Annotated in this window: 15 protein-coding genes; 9 read left to right on the top strand and 6 right to left on the bottom strand. The window is 62.8% G+C overall.

The annotated features are described in order from the left end of the window. Positions 1 to 321: 321 nt before the first annotated feature. Positions 322 to 1,611 (top strand): hypothetical protein, encoded by a 1,290-nt coding sequence (locus tag BGC09_RS06880; RefSeq protein WP_069803163.1) that lies wholly within the window; start codon positions 322 to 324, stop codon positions 1,609 to 1,611. A gap of 79 nt (positions 1,612 to 1,690) precedes the next feature. On the opposite strand, the gene BGC09_RS06875 is transcribed toward BGC09_RS06880, so the two are convergent. Both BGC09_RS06875 and BGC09_RS06870 read right to left on the bottom strand, forming a co-directional pair. Next, entirely contained in the window at positions 1,691 to 2,392 is a 702-nt protein-coding gene (locus tag BGC09_RS06875) for an HD domain-containing protein (protein ID WP_069803162.1), read from the bottom strand. Between the two features lie 22 nt (positions 2,393 to 2,414). Then, a complete protein-coding gene (locus BGC09_RS06870; RefSeq protein WP_176728864.1) occupies positions 2,415 to 5,507 on the bottom strand; it encodes a sensor histidine kinase in 3,093 nt (1,030 codons plus the stop codon). A gap of 630 nt (positions 5,508 to 6,137) precedes the next feature. On the opposite strand from BGC09_RS06870, the gene BGC09_RS06865 reads away from it, so the two are divergent. The 3 genes from BGC09_RS06865 to BGC09_RS06850 all read left to right on the top strand — a co-directional run bounded on the left by BGC09_RS06865 (position 6,138) and on the right by BGC09_RS06850 (position 9,036). Further along, positions 6,138 to 7,178: a DUF1464 family protein gene (locus BGC09_RS06865; protein WP_069803160.1), complete on the top strand. Its 1,041-nt coding sequence runs from the start codon at positions 6,138 to 6,140 to the stop codon at positions 7,176 to 7,178. Between the two features lie 157 nt (positions 7,179 to 7,335). Then, complete coding sequence (locus BGC09_RS06860) at positions 7,336 to 7,611, top strand: hypothetical protein (protein ID WP_069803159.1); 276 nt, start codon at positions 7,336 to 7,338, stop codon at positions 7,609 to 7,611. A 411-nt stretch (positions 7,612 to 8,022) separates the two neighbouring features. Beyond that, on the top strand, positions 8,023 to 9,036 hold the full coding sequence (locus BGC09_RS06850) for a carbohydrate kinase family protein (protein WP_084658054.1): 1,014 nt from the start codon (positions 8,023 to 8,025) through the stop codon (positions 9,034 to 9,036). Between the two features lie 350 nt (positions 9,037 to 9,386). Here BGC09_RS06850 and BGC09_RS06845 read toward each other — a convergent pair whose 3' ends face one another. Next, positions 9,387 to 9,848, bottom strand: a complete 462-nt coding sequence (locus BGC09_RS06845; protein WP_069803156.1) for a hypothetical protein — start codon at positions 9,846 to 9,848, stop codon at positions 9,387 to 9,389. A 741-nt stretch (positions 9,849 to 10,589) separates the two neighbouring features. Here BGC09_RS06845 and BGC09_RS06840 point away from each other — a divergent pair. From BGC09_RS06840 to BGC09_RS06820, 5 genes are all read left to right on the top strand, one after another. Further along, positions 10,590 to 13,340 carry a hypothetical protein gene (locus tag BGC09_RS06840; RefSeq protein WP_069803155.1) on the top strand — a complete coding sequence of 917 codons (2,751 nt, stop codon included), beginning with the start codon at positions 10,590 to 10,592 and terminating at the stop codon, positions 13,338 to 13,340. 262 nt (positions 13,341 to 13,602) lie between these two features. Then, positions 13,603 to 14,688: a low-specificity L-threonine aldolase gene (ltaE, locus tag BGC09_RS06835; RefSeq protein ID WP_069803154.1), complete on the top strand. Its 1,086-nt coding sequence runs from the start codon at positions 13,603 to 13,605 to the stop codon at positions 14,686 to 14,688. Positions 14,689 to 14,854: 166 nt separating this feature from the next. After that, positions 14,855 to 15,571, top strand: coding sequence for a hypothetical protein (locus BGC09_RS06830; RefSeq protein WP_069803153.1), 717 nt, complete (start codon positions 14,855 to 14,857; stop codon positions 15,569 to 15,571). Positions 15,572 to 15,754: 183 nt separating this feature from the next. Then, complete coding sequence (locus BGC09_RS06825; RefSeq protein ID WP_069803152.1) at positions 15,755 to 16,603, top strand: SDR family oxidoreductase; 849 nt, start codon at positions 15,755 to 15,757, stop codon at positions 16,601 to 16,603. A 116-nt stretch (positions 16,604 to 16,719) separates the two neighbouring features. Continuing rightward, the gene (locus tag BGC09_RS06820; protein ID WP_069803151.1) at positions 16,720 to 17,631 is read left to right on the top strand and encodes an oxygenase MpaB family protein; all 912 of its coding nucleotides are present in this window, start codon (positions 16,720 to 16,722) and stop codon (positions 17,629 to 17,631) included. A 329-nt stretch (positions 17,632 to 17,960) separates the two neighbouring features. Here BGC09_RS06820 and BGC09_RS22800 read toward each other — a convergent pair whose 3' ends face one another. From BGC09_RS22800 to BGC09_RS06810, 3 genes are all read right to left on the bottom strand, one after another. Beyond that, on the bottom strand, positions 17,961 to 18,116 hold the full coding sequence (locus BGC09_RS22800) for a hypothetical protein (protein WP_176728863.1): 156 nt from the start codon (positions 18,114 to 18,116) through the stop codon (positions 17,961 to 17,963). 146 nt (positions 18,117 to 18,262) lie between these two features. After that, complete coding sequence (locus BGC09_RS06815) at positions 18,263 to 18,604, bottom strand: gamma-butyrobetaine hydroxylase family protein (RefSeq protein WP_069803150.1); 342 nt, start codon at positions 18,602 to 18,604, stop codon at positions 18,263 to 18,265. Between the two features lie 147 nt (positions 18,605 to 18,751). After that, positions 18,752 to 19,186, bottom strand: a 435-nt coding sequence (locus tag BGC09_RS06810; protein WP_141727668.1) for a CHAT domain-containing protein, incomplete at its 5' end; no start/stop codon positions are given.

The raw sequence follows: 19,186 nt of genomic DNA, 5'->3' as shown, positions 1-19,186 counted from the left end.
CATCAGCGAAATAACTGGTATGTGCGGCGTTCCTCAGTCAGCCAGCCTGCTTGAGACGCAGCTCCTGACCACTGGGCAACGTCGGGCTTTATTCTAGCCACTCGCTACCGCACTTTCAAGCCCGCAAGATTGAGGATACCTTATATTCCTATGCACGAAGCCGCCCTCAGTCCTCTGGCCTAAATGTGCTATCCCCTCCTTCCCTCTGTCTCGCTCTGTGTTATACTGCCTGAAAACGTCCTATCGAGTATCAGCGTATGTAGAGAGGCCAGATCTCTCCAGCGCCGCAATGTGTACGTGTTCGTCTGGAAGGGAAGCATCATGGTTCGGAGAGAAGAAGACATCAATTTCGAGCAACAGCAGCAACAAGAGCAGCTCCATTGGCGCAGGCGAGCCGAGCGAGGCCGCCAGCGGCTGTCGGCTTCCGTCGAGGATGTACTGGCCGAGCGCCCGAGTAATGAGTCCCTGGAGGAAGAGGAATCCGGAGAAGCCGAGCTGGTCCGCGCCCACCAGACAGATGCTCGGTCAGCCGGGTTGATTCCACCGCGCCTGAGCCTGCAATCGCGCGAGCTGGCGGTTCCATCAGCCACGGGAGACGCCACGACAGAGCAAGAGCCGGCCCAGCCTGGCCCTGAGAGCCAGGGCAGCGCTCTCCACGAGAAGGAGGAGGCCGAGAAGCTGGCGGCGAACCGCGTGCTGGCCGCTTTTGCGCGGCGTGTCACCGCCTCGTTGGCAGCATTGGGTAAGGTGCGGCAGCCGGGCCAGCGCCCGCCCGCGCCGGTCACAGCGGTGCTGCCAGCCCTGCCAGCCGGTAGCGAGGCGGGAATGTCTTCCACAACTGTCAAGGCCTCTGCCAGCACGCCGTCCGTCCCCGAACCCACACCCGCACCCACGCCGGAGCAGTCGCCGATGGCCTCTCCTCACACCGCGACTGCCCCAGCGGTTGGGAGCGACCATGAGAGTGGGACCAGGCCAGTGGCTGGAGCCAGGCCGCCAGCGGCCTTGCCTCAGCCTCGTGAGACGACCCGCCCCTCTTCTCAACGTCTGGCTGGGCGGACGACGCGCGTACGGCTGGAGGCAGCTCCCAAGCTTGCCGGCCCTCCTTCCGCCCCGGCAAGCCCGAGCCTGACCGCCCCCCCCCAGACCACACGTCCGCTCCCAGCTCTGGGAGGCGGCTATCCCCCGGCCAGCGCTCCAGCCCGACCGGCTCCCGCCAGCGCTCCCGCAGCGCTACCGGAGCAGCCCCTGCCAGCCGCCGGTTCTGCAACGCGCCCACGCCCGGGTCGACAAGAGCAGTCGGCTCCGGCCCCCGCTGCAGCAGGTGCGCCCGCCCTTCCCTTCCGCTGGCAGATGGGCAAAAGCTGCTTCACACGCGGACAGGGCGAGGCCGCCGTGCACTGCCCCACGGTCAGCGAGACCAGCGTCGTGCTGGTGACCTTAACGGGGGACCCCGGGCCTGTCGTCGTGCAGTACGTGTCGCTGCAACCCGGACGAGGGTTCACGGTCCACCTGAGCGCCCCCACACAGCGCGAGACGCCTTTTCACTACGTCGTACTCGAAAGCGCCCCGGTCGGCAGCGACGCGGAGCGCTCGCAACCAGGCAAAGGCTAGCGCCAGCACACCTAGTTCTCCCGGTCCAGCGCAGCGGGGTCGGCTCTGTCCTGAGTGGCCCGGGCCTGCCCTGCCCTGGCTAGCACTCGCCGCGCGCCTCCGCCTCCAGGCGCCGGAAAAATTCTAGCATAAAAGCGTAGCGCTGCCGGGCCAGGTGGCGCCCTGTGGCTGTGCAGAGCTGTTCAGGCAGATCTATGAAAAGGAGCTGAAACTCGATCGAGGGGGAGTAATCGGGACGATTGCGCAGCTCGCGCACCTGCAGCGGCGGGACCGGCAGTACCAGGTCCTCCGGTATGGGGGAATAGACTCGTTGGCCGCGTCGCCCCGTGATCATATAGAGGCGCCCGATCCCAATGGCGCCCAGCGCATCCAGTTTATCGGCATCGTAGAGCACCTGGCCCTCCAGTGAGCGCGGTCGCCGGCCCGCAATCAGGCGATGATCGGCGATAGCCTCCTGCACTGCTGGGATCGCCTCCTGGGGAAAGCTTGTACCGCGCAGCAGCTCGGCGGCCATCTGGGCCCCAATCAGTGCGTGGTCGCCGCCGTGCCGACGCTCCCGTTCCTGGCCGATATCGTGCAGAGCTACCGCCGCCCAAATAACGGACAGCTCGCCACCCTCACGCCGCTGAATCGTCTCGGCCAGGGACATCACCCGCAGAATATGATCCATATCGTGCGCCACATCGCTGCCTCCCTCACGCAGCATGGTCGCACGCGCCAGCTCCAGCAACCAGCCTCGCAGCTCAGCAGGCTCCGCCTGCTCTTCTTTTGCCTCTGGCACTTGCTCACTCCTGCTCCAGGCTTTAGTTTTGCAGGGCTGGGAGCGTCAGGATAAAGCGACTCCCCTCGCCAGGTACGCCACTGCTCTCTACACGGATCGAGCCACCGTGCATGCGCAGGATCTCGGCGACAAAGTAGAGACCCAGGCCCAGGCCTCGCGCCTGGCCGGTACCAGTGTTGGGGGCACGATAGAAGCGTTCAAAGAGATGTTCCTTGGCCTCTGGAGGGATGCCAATGCCGCGATCCTCTACCTCTACCTGGATCAGATTGCCGTCCGTTTGCGGACAGCGGCAGAGCGAGAGGAGCACCGGCCCACCCTGCGGGCTGTATTTTATCGCATTTTGAATGAGGTTGACAAGCACCTGGAGCAGGCGCTCGCGATCGCCACTGACCAGATAGGGGCGTCCGCTTTCGTCAACTCGACAGACCAGATCATGGAGGGCCGTGGCCGTGCGATGCTGGGCTACCACCTGCTGCGCCAGCTCTTCCAGGTCTACTCGCTCACGAGCAATGACAAGCTGCCCCCGATTGATCTGGGTGGCCTCCAGGAAGGTATTGACGATGTTGGTCAACAGGCGCGTCTGCTCTTCGATCATCCCCAACTGTTCGAGTAAGCGCTCGCGCTGACGTGGGCCGCTACCACGGTTGAGGGTGCGCCTGGCATATTGGGCGTTGGTCAGGATGATGGTGAGCGGCGAGCGAAACTCATGGGCGGTAAGGGCCAGGAACTCATCTTTGAGGGCATTGGCCTCGCGCATGGCGGCCTCGCTGGCCCGGGCAGCAATGGCCTCATGCTGCCAGCGAGCCTGCTCAATGGCCAGGCCGGCCAGCTGGGCCACTCCCTCGATGACCGCCATTTCCCAGATCGTAAACTCGTACTGCGGCTCGCTCTCTTCATCGCCGCCCTCGCTTTCTCCGAGAGGGAGGGTCGAGGGCCGCGTCAGGAGCATGACCCCGAGCAAGCGCCCGCTGTGGGTGATAGGTGCCACTAAGGTCAGCCAGCGGCTGGCTCCTGGAGGCAAGGCTGGCGGCTGGCCTGGGCCTGGCCCCGGCCCCTGGCTACTGTGACCGTGGCCACGGCTGAAGCGGCGCAGATGCAGAAACTGGCCCGGCGTGAGAAGGAAGGCATGGCCTGCGCTCAATTGGAGAAAATAATCTTCGTGATCCAGTAGAGCTGTGAGCAGCCAGTCAAGCTGCTGGGCTTCGGCCTGGCCGTTTGTCCAGCGCTCGCTCGCTTCCAGCGGGATGGCAAGGGGGCCTGCCTCGGGCTGCTCCCGCTCTAGATGGAGGCGCTCGCCAGGCTGGCCCTGCTCCGGATCATAGAGCGCCACCAGTCCACGCTGGCAATCGAGGGCCTGGAGAGCCATGCTGAGCACACTGCGCAGAATGGCCGTCACTTCGGTCAGCCCCGAGAGCGCTTCCGCCATGCGCAGCATGGTCTCCAGGGCCTGATGGATGTGCTGCTCGATACGCATCTGGGAGGTGATGTCGCGGAAGGCGCTGACGACGCCTAGCTGCTGGCCGGTCGGGGCCAGGAGAGGCGCTACGTTGATTTCAAGAATGCGTTCGCGCCCATCAGCGCGGCGTGTGATGAAGCGCTCTCCCCGTACCTGCTCGCCGCGCAAGGCCCGGGCCAGGGGAAAATCTTCGCTGCGCAGCGGCTGCCCCTGCAGGGTGTAGGCCGGATGACGGCGCAGCAACTCCTTCAGGGTGGCCGTTCCTTCCAGACGCCCCCCCACAAACTCACGCGCGGTGGCATTGGCCATCAGAAGCCGCCCTTCCATGTCGAGCACGGAGATGCCTTCGGTCATGGCATGGAAGACCGCGTTGAGGGTATTGGCTCGTTCGGTCGCCAGTGAGGCGGCGCGGCGCGCCTGCTCCAGTAACTGGGTCTTTTGGACCGCCAGAGCACACTGGGCTGCGATGTCCTGGGCAAAGGTATAGTGGTCCTTGGAGGGCCGAAAATGGGGATCACTAAAGCTGACGAACGCCAGGCCCACACAGCGCGGGCCAGAATGGCCCCGCCCGTCCGCGGGCAAGGATGAGCGCACCCCCACCATCAGCGGCGTAATCAGGGTATGCTCTAGATTCTGGGTCTGAAACCAATGCAGCTCACTGATACCCAGGCGATCAAGTGAGACAAAGAGTGGCGCGCCATTCGTTGCCGCCTGGCGGCAGAAAGGTAGCTCGTCCAGCGAGGCGGCCAGACGTCCCCGCAGCGGCGACAGGGCCTGGAGCGGCTGCCCAAGGACGCTCTCTTCACGCCTCCCCACTGCTTCCCCCTTGTGAGACCGCCCCTGCGTCTCCTGCTGCGCCTCGTTCGCCTCTTCGGGGGAGCAGGGCAGGTAGAGCCTCCCCTCTTCCAAGAGGAGGATCTTGCCGCTATCAGCCCCTAAGACTTGCCGCAGCTGCTGGATGGCAATTTCCAGGATCGTCGGCAGGTCCTCGTCGGAGTTGACGGCCATTGCTACCTGATAGATAGCCTGAGATCGCTCAATCAGCTGTTCAGCCCGCTGACGCTCTCTCTCTACCCTCCGATAGAGGCGCGCGTTATCGATAGCCACCGCCGCCTGTTGGCCAATGGCACGCGCCAGCTGCTGCTGCTCCGCTGAGAAGCTGCCATGTTCCCCCGGGTTGTCTAGCGACATCACACCAACCGGACGATCCTCACGGACAAGGGCAACCAGGAGGATCGAACGCACGAGGAAGAGCTCGGCCAGGGCCCGCAGTGGGCGCTCGTCGCGCAGATCGTATATGTACAGCATCTCACGCCCGCTGAGCAGGCGACTCATCAGCGGATTTGTTGTGGGGATGGTACTGCGATACCAGAGCTGATCTGCAATGCGCTGGCGTTTGGCGTCGACAAGCTCGCGCGCCAGGTGGTAGACAACGGGGCGCAGCAGCTGGCGCTCCTCGTCGTGAAGCCAGACGGCGCAGCGCCCAACCCGGCAAACCTCAGTCGTCCGCTGCACCAGTACCTGCAGCACACGGTCTAGATCCAAAGAGGAGGCCAGCAGGCCAGCCAGCTCACGGAGAATCTCGCTCTCACGTAAGGCGCTTAGCAAGCGCTGGTGTTCACTGTTCTGGCTAGAGGCAGGCTGTTCCTGCGATGGCATGCACATGACCTCGCACTATTTCCAGACTGACTGACAGAACCTGGTCGTCTGTTCTCACACTGAGAGCGATCGCTCTGCTTCCTCGCAGACAGGAACTGCAGGCAGGGAAGGCGAGCAAGCAGAGGAAGAAAGAGCTGCTTCGCGGCGACCAGCCGCTGTGGAGCCGCGCACGTCTATCGCGCGGGCGCGAGCGCTGGCCGGCTCGTCGGCACGCAGGGCAGGGCGGTATGCATATACCACCTGAGACCCTGGCCCCTCTCTCCCGCTGCTGGTTGGTGCGCAGGCACCCGGAGATGAGAGTGCTGCGGTGGCCCGGGTCCGCCCGTCAGCTAAGCCAAGGCTCTGACACCGGCGGCCTGCCGGCTTCATGTTCATGGTGCTCGTCTGCTGGTATCTTATGCTCTTATTGTCCCATCACTAAGAATATCTGTCAAGGGGCTGAAGAGCGCGGTCGAAAACTCCCGCCGCTCTCGGGAAGTGCTTCCTGCCTGTGCTGATGGTTGTCTCTTCTGATGGCTTCGGCACGCCGGGCTCCGCTCTCCGCCGTCAGCGCAAGAGAAGGACGGCTCGCAAGGATGCACGAGGGCGTAACGACATGTTATAATTTCAGGCAAAGACCAAAACTGAGCCGTGGGTGGTGGAGAAGAGAGGCAGGCACGGACGAATACAGGGGTACGCCTGGCCGTGCGCCGCTCTCTGGCGGAATGGGGCATGGGAGCAGAGATGATGAGCCTGAGCATCGGTATTGACTACGGTCGCAGAAGCTGGAAGCTCTGTTTGTTGGATGAGGCCCAGCCGCCGGAATATCACTGCTTCGCGTCGCCCGCCGAGCTGCTGGCCGGCCTGACTCGCCTCTGCGCCCTCTTCCCAGAACCGGTCATTACGCTGGCAGCCGGCAATGGCCTGCCTCTTGAGCGACTTGATCGCCTGGTGTCTGAGCAGATTGATGCCTGGACAACTGGCTACGATGAGCCCGTCCTGGCCCCAAGCTCTCGGATAGCCAGCGCAGCAGGCGAAGCCCTGCCACAGACGCAGGAAGGTGCTCCACTGGCCCTGACAGGCTTCGTGGAGACGCTGCGCAGTCTGAACCTCCATAGCTATGTGCTTCCTGGCCTGGCACATGTGCCCACGGTACCGGCTTATCGTTTGCTGTTGGAGCGCCTACCTGGCAGCCCCGCGGCAGTCTGCCGCGTGGTGACACTGCTTTATCGCCTGCGTCAGCGCGAGGCCAGCTGGCCAGAGATGCGTTTTCTCACCCTGGAGGCACGCAGCGCTTCCTGGCAGATACTGGTGGTCGAGGATGGCTACTTGACCAATGGGGTCCACGGGACACCGCGCGATCTGGCGCTGCCTTTGCCTCTGGCTCCAGCTCCGGCAGAAGGTACCTTCGAACAGGCCTACTGGGAGGGGTTGCTACGCGATCTGGCCGGCCTGCTGGCTATCCACCACCTGGATGAGGTGGTGATCAGTGGCCGGCGCAGCGAGGCCCTGGCTACCCGCCTCAGCGAGGTCTATCAGCTCTATTATTTCCCCTACGCTCCTCACGAACCCCACGGCTTCGAGGCCGCTCTGGGGGCCGCACTGATTGCCTCCGGCCTCCAACACCCCCACAGCCTGGCTGCAGAAGTGGTGCAGCATCTCCAACTTTGGAGACCCGTCCCCGTTTTTTAGTAGTTCAGTAAAAAATCGACGCTATCGTTTGATCCTCCTGAGCGGCATTCGTCATATTAGAGGCAGCCTGGAAGAAGAACAGCCAGCTGTCCGCCCAGGTGCGGGACCTTGGGGTGGTCAACCTGCACAACTTCTGCCGAAAGGGTGGCACGCTGCTATGACCGACCAATCAATGCCACAGAAGATTCTCTGGATAGTAGAATACACGCTTGGCGATAGCCAGTATCATCATCTAGAACCCGTCTATGCCTCTTCGCGCGCTGAGGCTGAAGAGCGCTGCCGAGAGTTGCTGGCACGCCACGGTCAAAAGGCGAACCTGATCGATCTCCGCCCTTACCCTCATGGCTTCGTGGTCAAGCATGGACGCATGCCGGGCAACCTGACAACGGACCAGGATGAAGAAGAGGGGCCACCACCTCATCCCCCCCCCTGATATGGCGCCTCTCATGGCGTCAGCTGAGCGGTGCGATCCGCCAGCTTTGCCCAGCCGATCCAGCGTGTGGTCAGCCTGGCCAGGGTTGGCCAGGCAGGGTATGGCCTTTCCTTTGCTGTCGCTCTCAACAGCGATCCTCGCCGGGCTGGCTCAGGCTCTGGAGCCTTTCTTCACTTGCTCCTAAGTGAGACCCTGTTTCTCTTCTGTAGCTCGCCTCCTTTCCTGTCCTCTCCTCTTGACAGCGCCACGGCCCTGCCCTAGCATACGGTCAGAAGGCTGAGCTGTTTTTCCGCTGGCAGCCCTGATGCTGTGGCTCGCGAGTCTGTTCTGGTGGGCGCCCACGGACCGGACCAGCCGCCTGGCCCGAGCCGACATGGCGGTACAGGTCAGGAATGGGCAGGTAGCGAGCACATGATGGGTGTATTATGGGTGTATCTGGCTGTGGAACCGGAACCTACTGACTTCGACGTGTTAGTACTTGGGAATCCTTGCGTGGACCTCATCTTCAGTGGCCTTCCTCATTGGCCAGTCCCCGGCAAGGAGGTCTACGCGACGCGCTTCGCGATCGGGGCAGGCGCAGTCTTTAACACGGCAGCAGCGCTGAGCCGCCTTGGCCTGCGGGTGGCGCTGCTCGGCGAGCTGGGGAACGATTGCTTGAGTCGCTACCTGCTTGAAGAGATCAGGCGAGCCGGCATCTACAGCGAGCTGATACGGCAGCGGGCGCAGCGGATTGCCGCGTTGAGCGTGGCTCTGGTCCACGACGATGAGCGGGGCTTTGTTTCCTATGTTGAGCACACTGCCAGCCCGGCAGCTGCTTCTCTAGAGGAGGGGCAGGAGCTGGCGGCAGAGTTGCTGCCCTCGCTCTCGCTTGCCGAGCTGCACGCTCTGCTTCAGCGCTATCGCTGGCGGGCCGTCTTTCTCTATCTGCACCCGGCCCTGGGTCCTGCTCTGGAAGTGTTTGCCGAGCAACAGATCGAGGTTTTCCTTGATACTGGCTGGCATCCCAGGCTGCTGGGCGACCCGCGCGTGCCGGAGGTGCTCCGCCGATGCACCGCCTTTCTCCCTAACCGCCTGGAAGCGGAGGCTTTGACTGGGGCGCATGATCCTGAGACAGCAGCCCGCCAGTTGGCCCAAGTGGCCCCACTGGTGGTGGTCAAGCTGGGAGCGGAGGGCGCGCTCGCCTGCCGAGGAGAGCAGCTCTGGCACTGCCCGGCTTGGCCAGTGAGTGAGGTGCTTGATCCGACTGGGGCAGGCGATGCTTTTGATGCTGGTTTTATCTATGCGCTGCTCCAGGGCTACGCGCTGCCCGAGGCTCTGCGGTGTGGTACGATCTGCGGCAGTCTGGCAACAACCGCTTTGACAGGAAGCGCCGCCGTTCCCGATGCCGCTGAGCTGGAACGTCTGCTACGAGAGCGCGCTCCCTGAGGTAACCCTGATCTTCCTCAGTTGATTAATCAATCAATCAGTCAGCCTGCCTGGAGAATGGGGGGAGCAGCGATAGAGCGGCGTGGCCCGTGCCGAAGCTGTCCGCTGGTTCTTGCACCAGCGCAGAGAGGAACCAGATGATGCACAGACAGGTCCTCTGCCGGGCCCGCCACCGACGTTCCAAACATTCCTTCCTTGACTGTACCGGTCACACTATCTATGCTACGCTCATCTCTCTGTTCGCACTACGCCTGCACTGCAGGAGGATGACAGTGGCAGGGAGGAAACAGGGCCGTCAGGCTTGCGAACAAGAGGCGAGAGGCCAGCGTAATGGCCCAGGCGTGTCTTGCTCAGTGCTCTGCTGCCGGCGCCGGCGCCGAAGGAGAGGCTGAGAGGGAGGCCGGGGCAGTAGCACGGGCTCGCATAGCGAGACGAGCATAGTAGCTGTGGTTGGCCAGGGTCCATAGAGCCTGGAAAAAGGCCGGATCACGTTGCTCCAGCTGCCAGAGGATCGTTTGCTGAAGCTCAGAGCTGGCATTGCAGAAGTTGCCGTCGGCGGCGAGATTGAGGTCGCGCAACACAGCGCGTAAACGGGGTAGACTCAGGGAGAGCGATGGGTAACGGAAAGCCTCAGCGCGGAGGTAGCACAGGAACTCGTCAATCAGATGGAGACTGGAGGGCGGGGGAAAATCACCGTCTGCTGGGATGAGGAGATCAAGAATGGTGGTTAGGGTCGCGCGCTCTTCGGCGCTCAGCTCTACGACGGGTCCCTGCCGCCGGGGGAGCATAGCAGAGAGAATCAGCTCACTCATGACAGCTCCTTAGACTAAACTCAACAACCCCTGGAGGAACAACCTCTATATCCACTATAACCACGCCAGAAATGGCACCCCTGGTTCCCTCGCGTGTCGTGCTCGATCGATGGCCTGAGCCGAGCCGAGCGAGCGGCATGCCTGGCGGCATCCTTCCACGCTTGCTCTGACGTGGTCCCCGCCGGGAACGCACTGACGCCATCCCCAGGCAGGCACAAGAAGGGGAGAGTCCTTTCTCTGCCAGAGAGAATGGTACCATAAACCGCTCCCTTGTTTCAACCAGGAAGTTGATGGCCATTTTCTCCTATCCCATGAAGAAGGTAGGGCCTTGGGGTTACCATTTTGACAGGATAAGCCCGAGCGCGATATTCTCTGGAGATAGAGCAAGACAGACAAGAGCAGAAGAGTAGCCAGACCGGGCGTACATAAGACAAGCGGCCAGTCCCGCTCGAAAGGCGGGCAAGACCACTGGGGCTTTTAGCCTTGTTCTGCCTGCCCGACAGTTGGGTGAGACAGCAGGGTCCAGGCGCAGGGCCTGCGGCCTCTCCGTCTATCTGCGGCGGGATCAGGGAAACAAACGAGAGGTCCGCTCAGAGATGGGCAAGCCAGATGAGAAGCGAGCGAAGGAAAGGGTGCCAGCTCCGCCCGTTTGTCTTATGTATGCGACGCCATCCATTCCTGGAGCGCACACGAAGGAAGAGCTGTGCGCATGTCAACAGACCTTAGCTGGAAGGAAGACCTATGCGCTGTCCTCAATGCCACTTTGAAGGGGAACCACTGAATGGGGGGTGTCCACGCTGTGGCTATGGCCGCCTACCCGCCAGAGGGAGTCGCCCGCTATCTTTCGGTCAGGAAAGCCGCGAGCTGGTCACCACGGCGTCGAGGCCGCTCAGCCTGGTTGCCACGCGCCCGGTGCTGCGCGGCGATGTTCTGCGCGAGGGACGTTATCGCATCGTTGGGGAGTTGCCTCTCCCGCGTAGCCAATATGATCAGGGGAGGGCCTGGCTGGCCAGAGATGCGCAGTCAGTGAGTCGGCTGGTACTGATTCGCGAGGTGATTCCCACCGCCGAGAAGGCAGCCCAGCTGGAGCAAGAGCTCCACCTGACCGCCCAGCGGCTGGCCGAACTGGGTCAGCACCGGGGCTTTCCTCACTTGATTGACATGTTCAGCGAGCGCGGCTGCTACTACATTGTGCTGCAGCATCCCGAGGGGCAGAGCCTGGCTCAGCTTGTCGAGCAGCAGGGGGAGCCTTTACCCGAGCGCCTGGTCGCTGAGTACGGGCGACAGCTTTGCGAGATGGTGCAGGTTCTGGCCTCGCAGGAGCCGCCGCTGGTTCACGGTGCCATCAGCCCAGAGACCGTGATCATCAGCCCCGATGGCCATCAGGTCTCGCTGATTCTGATGCCGCTCTTTCCTCCTCGACTCCCCCCAGAGATGCAGGGCAAGGCCATTGCCGGCTTTTTCGCCCCCGAGCAGTTTCACGGCGTAACCGATACACGCACCGACCTGTATGCGATTGCGGCCACCCTCTACTATGCCCTGACGACCTACGATCCGCGCCAACATATGGCCTTTTTCTATCCACCTATCCGTCGGCTGAACCCCCAGGTTTCAGCTCGTATGGAGGCTATTCTGACACGCGGTCTGCGCGTGGCCGCCGCTCAGCGCTATCTGCGCCCGGCCCAGATGCTTCAGGAACTGGCAGCAATTGCCGCAGCTTCGTCGCGGCGAGGCAGCGAGGAGGCCCGCCCCGCGCCTTCGACAGGAGCGCTGCCACCTGGCCGCGCCCGGTCTCGGCCTCGCTCCGGTGCGCGCCGCTCTACCTTGACTTTCGCCGCGGTCATGCTCGTGGTCTTTGCTCTACTGGTGGGAGGCATTATCGTGGCCGCCCAGCGCGCTCCGCTCTCAACGGGGGCCCCCGACCCCGCCGCGACCGCTACCGCCCTGGCTCAGCAGACCGCTACGGCCCAGCAGGCCCGTCAGGCCGCCGCTGCCTGGCAGCAGGAGTTGAACCATGAACAGCAGAGCTGGCAAACACGCGGCATCGCTGTCAGCGATGGGCGCTTTGTGCTGGACTCCTACGCCGGGCGTAAGGACGTCTCTCAAAAGCAGGCCGCCGCTCGCGCTCTACAGACGGGCGATCTGGATACGGCGGCCAGCGCCCTCAGCTCCGCCATCGCACTCGATCCTACCGACGCTGAGGCCCTCATCTACAGCCAGAATCTGCTGATCGAGCAGAATGGCCAGCCGTTCGTGACGATCGTGGTGGGCCTGAGCTTCAACGCTAATGATCCTCAGTCCCTGGCGGCCACTCGCTCGATGCTCCAGGCCGCCTATGTGGCTCAGTATGAGATCAATGAGTTCGCCTGGCTGCCTCATAATTATCAGCTGCGTATTTTGATCGCCGGCTCACCTCCCGATCAGGCCAGTGTGACCGAAGTGGCCCACGATATTGTCAATCGCGTGACGCGAGCGGATAATCTGGACCATATCATTGGTGTGGTTGGCTGGCCTTCCAGCAGCCAGACCCAGGCCGTGCGCGACCTGATCGCCTCGGCCCATGTGCCACTGGTGTCGCAACTGGCGCCCGATGTGAACCTGGTGGGCAATCCCTATTTCTTCCGCATCAGCCCGCCCTATAATGTCCAGGGCGATGCCCTCGCTGAGTTCGCGCTGCAGCAGTTGCACGCCAACGCGATCCTGGTGATGCGCTCGCCAACGGATGCCGCCAGTGTGGCACTGGCTAATGCCTTCGTAGCCCGCGTCCAGATGCTGGCTGGTCATGTGGTTACCAGCGCGAGCGATACCTTCGTGACGCAGACAACGCCTGTGGAGAGCTACAGTACGGCGATCAGCGACGCGCTGGCTCACCAGGCCGACGTGATCTTTCTGGCCGGTACCGATGTCGATGCAGTGCGCCTGGCTCACGAGATTGGCCTGCTGTCACGCGCCCAGCCAGCCAATACGGCCCTGGCCAATTTGAAGGTGCTGGTCGGCCCCTCGGCTGCTACCCGCCTGCTTCTGGGCGAGGGAGAGAGCGAGGACGCCTTCCTGGCGCGCTCTTTCCCCGAAGATATGCAGCGCATTTACGTTCTGGCCTATGCCGATCCGAGCGAGTGGAATAATGTGCCATCCCTGGAACAGCCAACGCTCTTTACAGACTGGGCCGGCATTTTCCAAAACCAGAAGGAGAGCGTCAATAACGCACCGCCCCCCGATCAGAAAGCGATCATGACCTACGATGCGGTGCGCGTGATTGCTCGCGCGGCCTCCTATGTCAAGGGTCCGCTCACTGGCGCTAATGTGCGCTCCATGCTCGATGCCCTCGGGAACGGTCCGCTGCCAGCCTTCCAGGGCGCCAGCGGGCGCATTAGCTTCGATTCGCTCGGGAACCCGGGCGATAAGGCTCTGGTGATGCTGCAGGTCCGCCAGGACCAGACCACCGGCGCCTCTACCTTTGCGATGATCCGCCTCTTTGGGGCACTACATTGATCCATTTCTACCCATAGCCCGCCGGCCCTCTCAGCCGGCGCTTCCTCTGCGTTATCCTTACTACAGGCTCCATGCCGATCGGCACAGCACGGTTCGCATGGAGCCTGCGCCAGCCCCGGCAGGCTGCTCGCTCCTCTCCCTCTCTCCTCCCGCCCTGCTGCGGGACGGCCTGTGTGATATACTGAAAAAGTATCCTCCAGCACAGCCCCGACTGGTGCAGCGAGAGCAGGAGAGCAGAACAGAAAGGAGAGAACAAGGTACGATGGTAATCGACCTGCGCAGCGATACAGTGACGCAGCCGACTCCGGCGATGCGGGAGGCCATGTATCGCGCAGAGGTGGGCGATGATGTCTACGGCGAAGATCCAACGGTGAATCGCTTGCAGGAGCTGGCGGCGGAGCGCCTGGGGAAGGAGGCGGCGCTCTTCGTGACCAGCGGGACAATGGGGAATACAACGGCGCTGCTGACACATGTGCCACGCGGTGGGGCGGTGATCGTGGGCAATCAGGCCCATATTTACCGCTATGAGGGCGGAGGTGCGGCCCGCCTGGGCGGTATCCACTTCTGGGTGGTATCAAACCAGCCGGATGGAGGCTTCGATCAGGAACAGCTGGCGGCGGCCATTACTGACGATAGCGATGAGCATACGCCACCGACTCTTCTCCTGTGCCTGGAGAATACACACAATCGCTGCGGCGGCTGCGCGCTCTCGCTGGAGCAGATGACAACTCTCTGTCGCCTGGCTCATGCCCGGGGGCTAAAAGTGCATGTCGATGGGGCGCGGATCTTTAATGCAGCGGTCGCCCTGGGCGTGCCTGTCAGTCAGCTTGTTGCCGAAGCTGACTCGGTCATGTTTTGCCTCTCGAAGGGGCTGAGCGCTCCCGTCGGTTCGCTGCTGGTCGGCAGTCGCGACTTTATTAGCCGGGCGCGCTGGGTACGTAAGGTACTTGGCGGGGGACTGCGTCAGGCCGGGGTACTGGCGGCTGCTGGCATTGTGGCCCTGGAGCAGATGGTAGAGCGCCTGGCAGAGGACCATGCCCATGCCCGTCTGCTGGCCGAGGGCCTGGCCGAGTTGCCCCAGATAAGGCTGGCTGCTCCGCATGTGCAGACCAATATGGTGATCTTCCGCCTGCACGATGGTGAGCGCATACTGCCCGAGGAACGCTGCGCCGAGTTTCGGGCCCGCCTCCAAAACGAGGGTGTGCTGCTGAGTAGTATGGATGACGGTCTGCTGCGCGCTGTGACCCACTATGGCATCGAGCGCCCCCAGATCGAGCTGGCGCTGGCGGCCATCAAGCGCACTCTAGATGAGCTGCTACCACGAACACGCCCGGGAGGCGCTTCTTAAAGGGCCGCGGTCTCATCTCAGCTCGCACAGGGAGGGAGGGAGATTGCAGCATTGGAGCAGAGCTTTGTTCTTGCGTCTATCTGATCACAGAGAAGAGTCCTCTCTCCTTTGAGGTCCCTACCATCGCATGGGGACAAGGGAGAGCCAGGAAGAGAGGAGGAGGGTTATGATGGGCAATTCTCCAGACTGGCGTCAGCAGATGAAAGACGCTCGCCGGCAGGCTCGTCTGCAGGCCCGGCTCTATCGACAACAGATGCGTCAGCAGGCGCGCGCGTATCGCTGGCAGCAACGTTTCTACGCCAGACCATTGGCCGGCCTGGGCACAGTGGTGATGCTGATCACTTGTGCCGGAGCAGCCTATGCGCTCTTCAGTGGCCGCTGGGACCTGCTGTTCCCCCTGTTCTTCGCCGGCCTGGCCGTGAGCAGCCTTTTTCAGTCACTGGCCCGGGGACGGTTGACCGCCGGTCTGAATAGCTTTGTCTGGCTGTTGGCCATCGCATTGCTGATAGTGAATGGCTCCTGGAGCTGGCTGCTGCTGGCCTTGCTCCTCTCCATCATGATCAGTAGCCTGGGACCCAGTCTCTCGGGTCTGTTTGGGACACAAGGCCCTCTGCCAGCCCCCCCACCCCTTAGCTCCCCATCGCCATCAGACCCAGCCCCCGCCCCCAAAGCACCTACGGGCGGAGTTGACGAGCCGCCCTACACACCCTACCATCAGGGCTACATGGCCCAGGCCACCACGGGGACATCGCCAGCGCCAGACACGTCCACCCCCTCTCCGGCGGAGAAGGCTGCCACCGCGAGACGCTACACGCAGCCGCTGGTCTCCTATCCCGACGAGAGCCCCCAAAATCCCCAGGTCCTGCCGCCACAGTCACGTTAAGCAGCAGACTGCAGGGCCAGCTCCTCCTTGAGCCGACTGACCTTGCAGCTCCCTCGTGGACGCGGTAGAATCCGCACAGGAGCCTTGTTCTGTCTGCCCTGCAGCGCAGTGGCACAAGGCCCGAGAGGAGAGCACACAGCTCGAACAGCCTAGAGGAGAGCGAAGCGAGAGGAGCTGCGAGCAATGACACTGACAGCGATTGCGAACGCCGTGGCCGTCGTCACAGGGGCAGCCAGCGGCATCGGCCTGGCAACGGCCCGCGTCCTCCACGAGCGAGGCGCACACGTCGTGCTTGCCGACATCAATGAAAGCGGCCTGCAGGAGGCCGCCCAGCGCCTCCTGCAGGAGAGCAATGGCCAGGAGCGTGGGAAGGTCCTGGCTGTCGTTACCGACGTCACTGTCGAAGCCCAGGTTGAAGCGCTGATGCGCCAGGCCGAGGCGCTGGACGGCGGCCACCTCGATCTGGTGGTGACCAGCGCCGGCATCGGACGCGGCGGACCAATCGATGGCTTCGCCGCCCGCGACATGGAGGCCCTGCTGGCAATCAACGTCATGGGCACCTTCCACTGCGTCAAGGCGGCTTTACCCACGATGCGCCGCCAGGGCCGAGGTCACTTCATTTTCCTCTCATCGGTCGCCGGCAAGCTGCCAGTGCCCGCCCTGAGTGGCTACTGCGCCAGCAAATGGGCCGTGCGTGGCTTCTCCGCCGCGCTGCGGGCGGAACTCTATGGCAGCGGCATCGGCATCACCACGGTCTATCCTTCCTGGGTGGATACGCCAATGGTGCAGCAGGCCGAGGCCGACTCGCAGCTCCTTAATATTCAGGCCCTGCTCACACCCGAGCAGGTTGCTGGGGAAATGATCCAGGCGGCCCTGCAGAACCAGCACGATCTGACACTGGCGCCGGATCGCGACACGGCTCTCATTCTGCAAGTCATGCAGCAAGATCCTGAAAAGGCCGAGGAGCTGATGGGGCGGGCCTTCCAGCAGCGCCTGACCCAGCTCCAAGCCTCCCATCAGGAGCCAGCCTAGACTAGAGGCAGACAGGCAAAGACAGCTCAAAAGGATGGTGAGGGAGCAAGAAGGAAGAGAGCATAGAGCTTGAGGCAGGGCCGAGTTGAGAGCCAAACGAAACGAGGAGAACGCCCATGAGAGAGGCCAGACAAGTCGAGTCAGGACGAGCAGAGGCTGGCCTTCATGGTTACTACGGCCCCGAGAGCGTCACCTGGAAAATTGCCCGCGAGACCGCGATTATGCTGGGCGGCGCGCGCGCTGTTCTGCTGCAGATCGCTCACCCGCTGGTGGCCGAGGGAGTCTATACCCATAGCAGCTATCTCACCGACCCGGCAGCGCGCACCCTGCATACCTTCATGCTCGGCCAGATCCTGACTTTCGGAGATAGGCCCGAGGCCCATGAGGCAGCACGCACTATTAACCGGCTGCATGCCAGCGTCTTCGGCCACCTGCCCCAGGACGCTGGCCCCTACCGCCGCGGCACCTTCTACCGGGCCCGCGACCAGGAGCTGCTCCTCTGGGTCCACGCTACCCTGGTAGATACGGCGCTGCTGCTCTATACCAGCCTGATCGGACCACTGACCGCCGACGAGCAGGAGCGCTACTATCAGGAGAGCAAAGCGCAGGCGCGCTTGCTCGGACTACCGCCCAGTGCTATGCCAGCAACGTTAGCCGACCTGCAGCGCTACGTCGAGGAGATGATCCAGAGCGATCGACTGGCAGCCACACCCCAGGCACGCCGGCTGGCCTATACTGTGCTGTTCCCGCCGCTACCAGGCCTCTTTCGCCCGGTGCTGCACCTCCATTTCCTGATCACCTGTGGTCTGTTGCCGGCACCGGTGCGCATCCTGTATGGCTATCCCTGGGGACCCAGGCATCAGCAAGCGTTTGACCTGGTCATGCAGGGACTGCGCAGCACGCTCCCGCACCTGCCGCTCCGGCTGCGCACCCTGCCGGTGACGCGGCAGATCATCGAGCACCGCCTCTCATCGGCTCGCCTGCAAGCCTACGCCCGTGCGGTACGCGAGGCGCGCGCATCGGCCTGAGATCAAGACCAGGCGGGCAGCCCCCTGGCCCACCTACGGGATGGGGTCGGGAAAACAATGGAAGTCGACGCAGATGAACAGCGGCTACCCCAACTGAGTGAGGAGCAATAGGGGAGGCTCACCACGCGGAACACAGGTCAGTCGACAGCGAGCGATGCGAGCAGCAAGCGGCGACCTGTCCGAGCCGGGAAAGACCAGCTTCCTGGCCGGCCAGATCCCGCTGGCTGCCAGCCGGGCGCAGAGATCATAGAAGGCGCCAGAGGCGCAGGCAACCACCAGCCACCGGGCCAACCAAGAGGTAACCTGCGCGGCTAAACCTCTATACTATGCTAGTGCGAGACAGCTCCACTTGCAAAGAACGCCAGCAGCAGCAGCCAGCTTATCACAAAGGCAACCAGCAGGCGAACCGTCCACCCCGAGAGCAGACGCCCCGGATGACGACGCGCTGAGGCGCTCTCGTGCACAGGTGAGCTTCCTCCACTCATGGAGAACCTCCTTTCACAAAGACAGCGCTCACTCTTCTGCAGCGAGATATGCATGTCTGCCATTGTCTAGATGTACTACATTTACTACTATGGCGCAGAGCGCCCGTCTTTGTTAAGGGGGACAGGACTTCTGGATTGTTCTTGTCCTACCTGCTGCTGGCACGACACTGCGGGCATTCACAAAGCTGACGCAGCTTTTCAAAGGTAAAGATGCCCGTCCGATGGCCATCCTCCCAGATAGGAGTCAGGCCATAGCGCCCCACCGGCTCCAGGTTGACCAGCGTCGTCTCCTCCCTACTCAACTGTTGGCGGCGCTGTAACATGCCCGGGGACCCGCCTTCTCCAGCGCAGAAGGCACAGGGGCAGGCGCGGCGCAGCTTCTCCCAGGAGTGGACGCTCTCATGCCCATCGCTCCAGCTCAAGATCAGGCGCCGCTGCTGGTCATCCAGCAGAAAAGAAGTGGGAAAAACATCGCGCTCTTCTTGCATCGATCCGCTCCTTGCCGAGAGAAAACACCTTCGCGAGGCGAACCAGCCACGGCGGCGCAGCGGCCCTTGCTGCCCACCGCCAGCGCTCCTCGTGCGTGCTCTATCCAGCCAATTATATCCTACAGCCATCCTGCGGCTCCGGCCCGGTCAGCGGAGTAGAGGACCCGGGTCGCCGATCAGCTGATAAGCTGCCCAGAAATAGGGATGAGCATAGCAAGAAGGTGCCGACGAGCGTGTCCGGGCCAGAAAGGCGCGCTGAGCCTCAGCCAGGGCCATGTCCTTGGAGCGACCGGCCAGCAATCCCTGGTAAAAGAGGGTCATCAGTCCGGCACTACTGGCATCATCCACCTTCCACAGCGTCGGCAGCAGCGAAGCAGCCCCGGCATAGAGAAAGCCACGTCCCAGGCCCATGACTTCGTCCACTCCACCCACGGCCACCCGCCCTGTCTCACAGGCGCTCAAGGTCACCAGCGAGCACGAGGTCAGATCGAGATTAAAGACCTCGATGCTGCTGAGCTGACGGTCGCCGAGCTGGATAAACGAGAAGTTGGGCGCATCGAGGCGGAAGAGGCCATGAGCCGC

The organism is Thermogemmatispora onikobensis, assembly GCF_001748285.1.
Classification (GTDB): domain Bacteria; phylum Chloroflexota; class Ktedonobacteria; order Ktedonobacterales; family Ktedonobacteraceae; genus Thermogemmatispora; species Thermogemmatispora onikobensis.
This window is presented reverse-complemented; position numbering and strand designations above follow the sequence as displayed.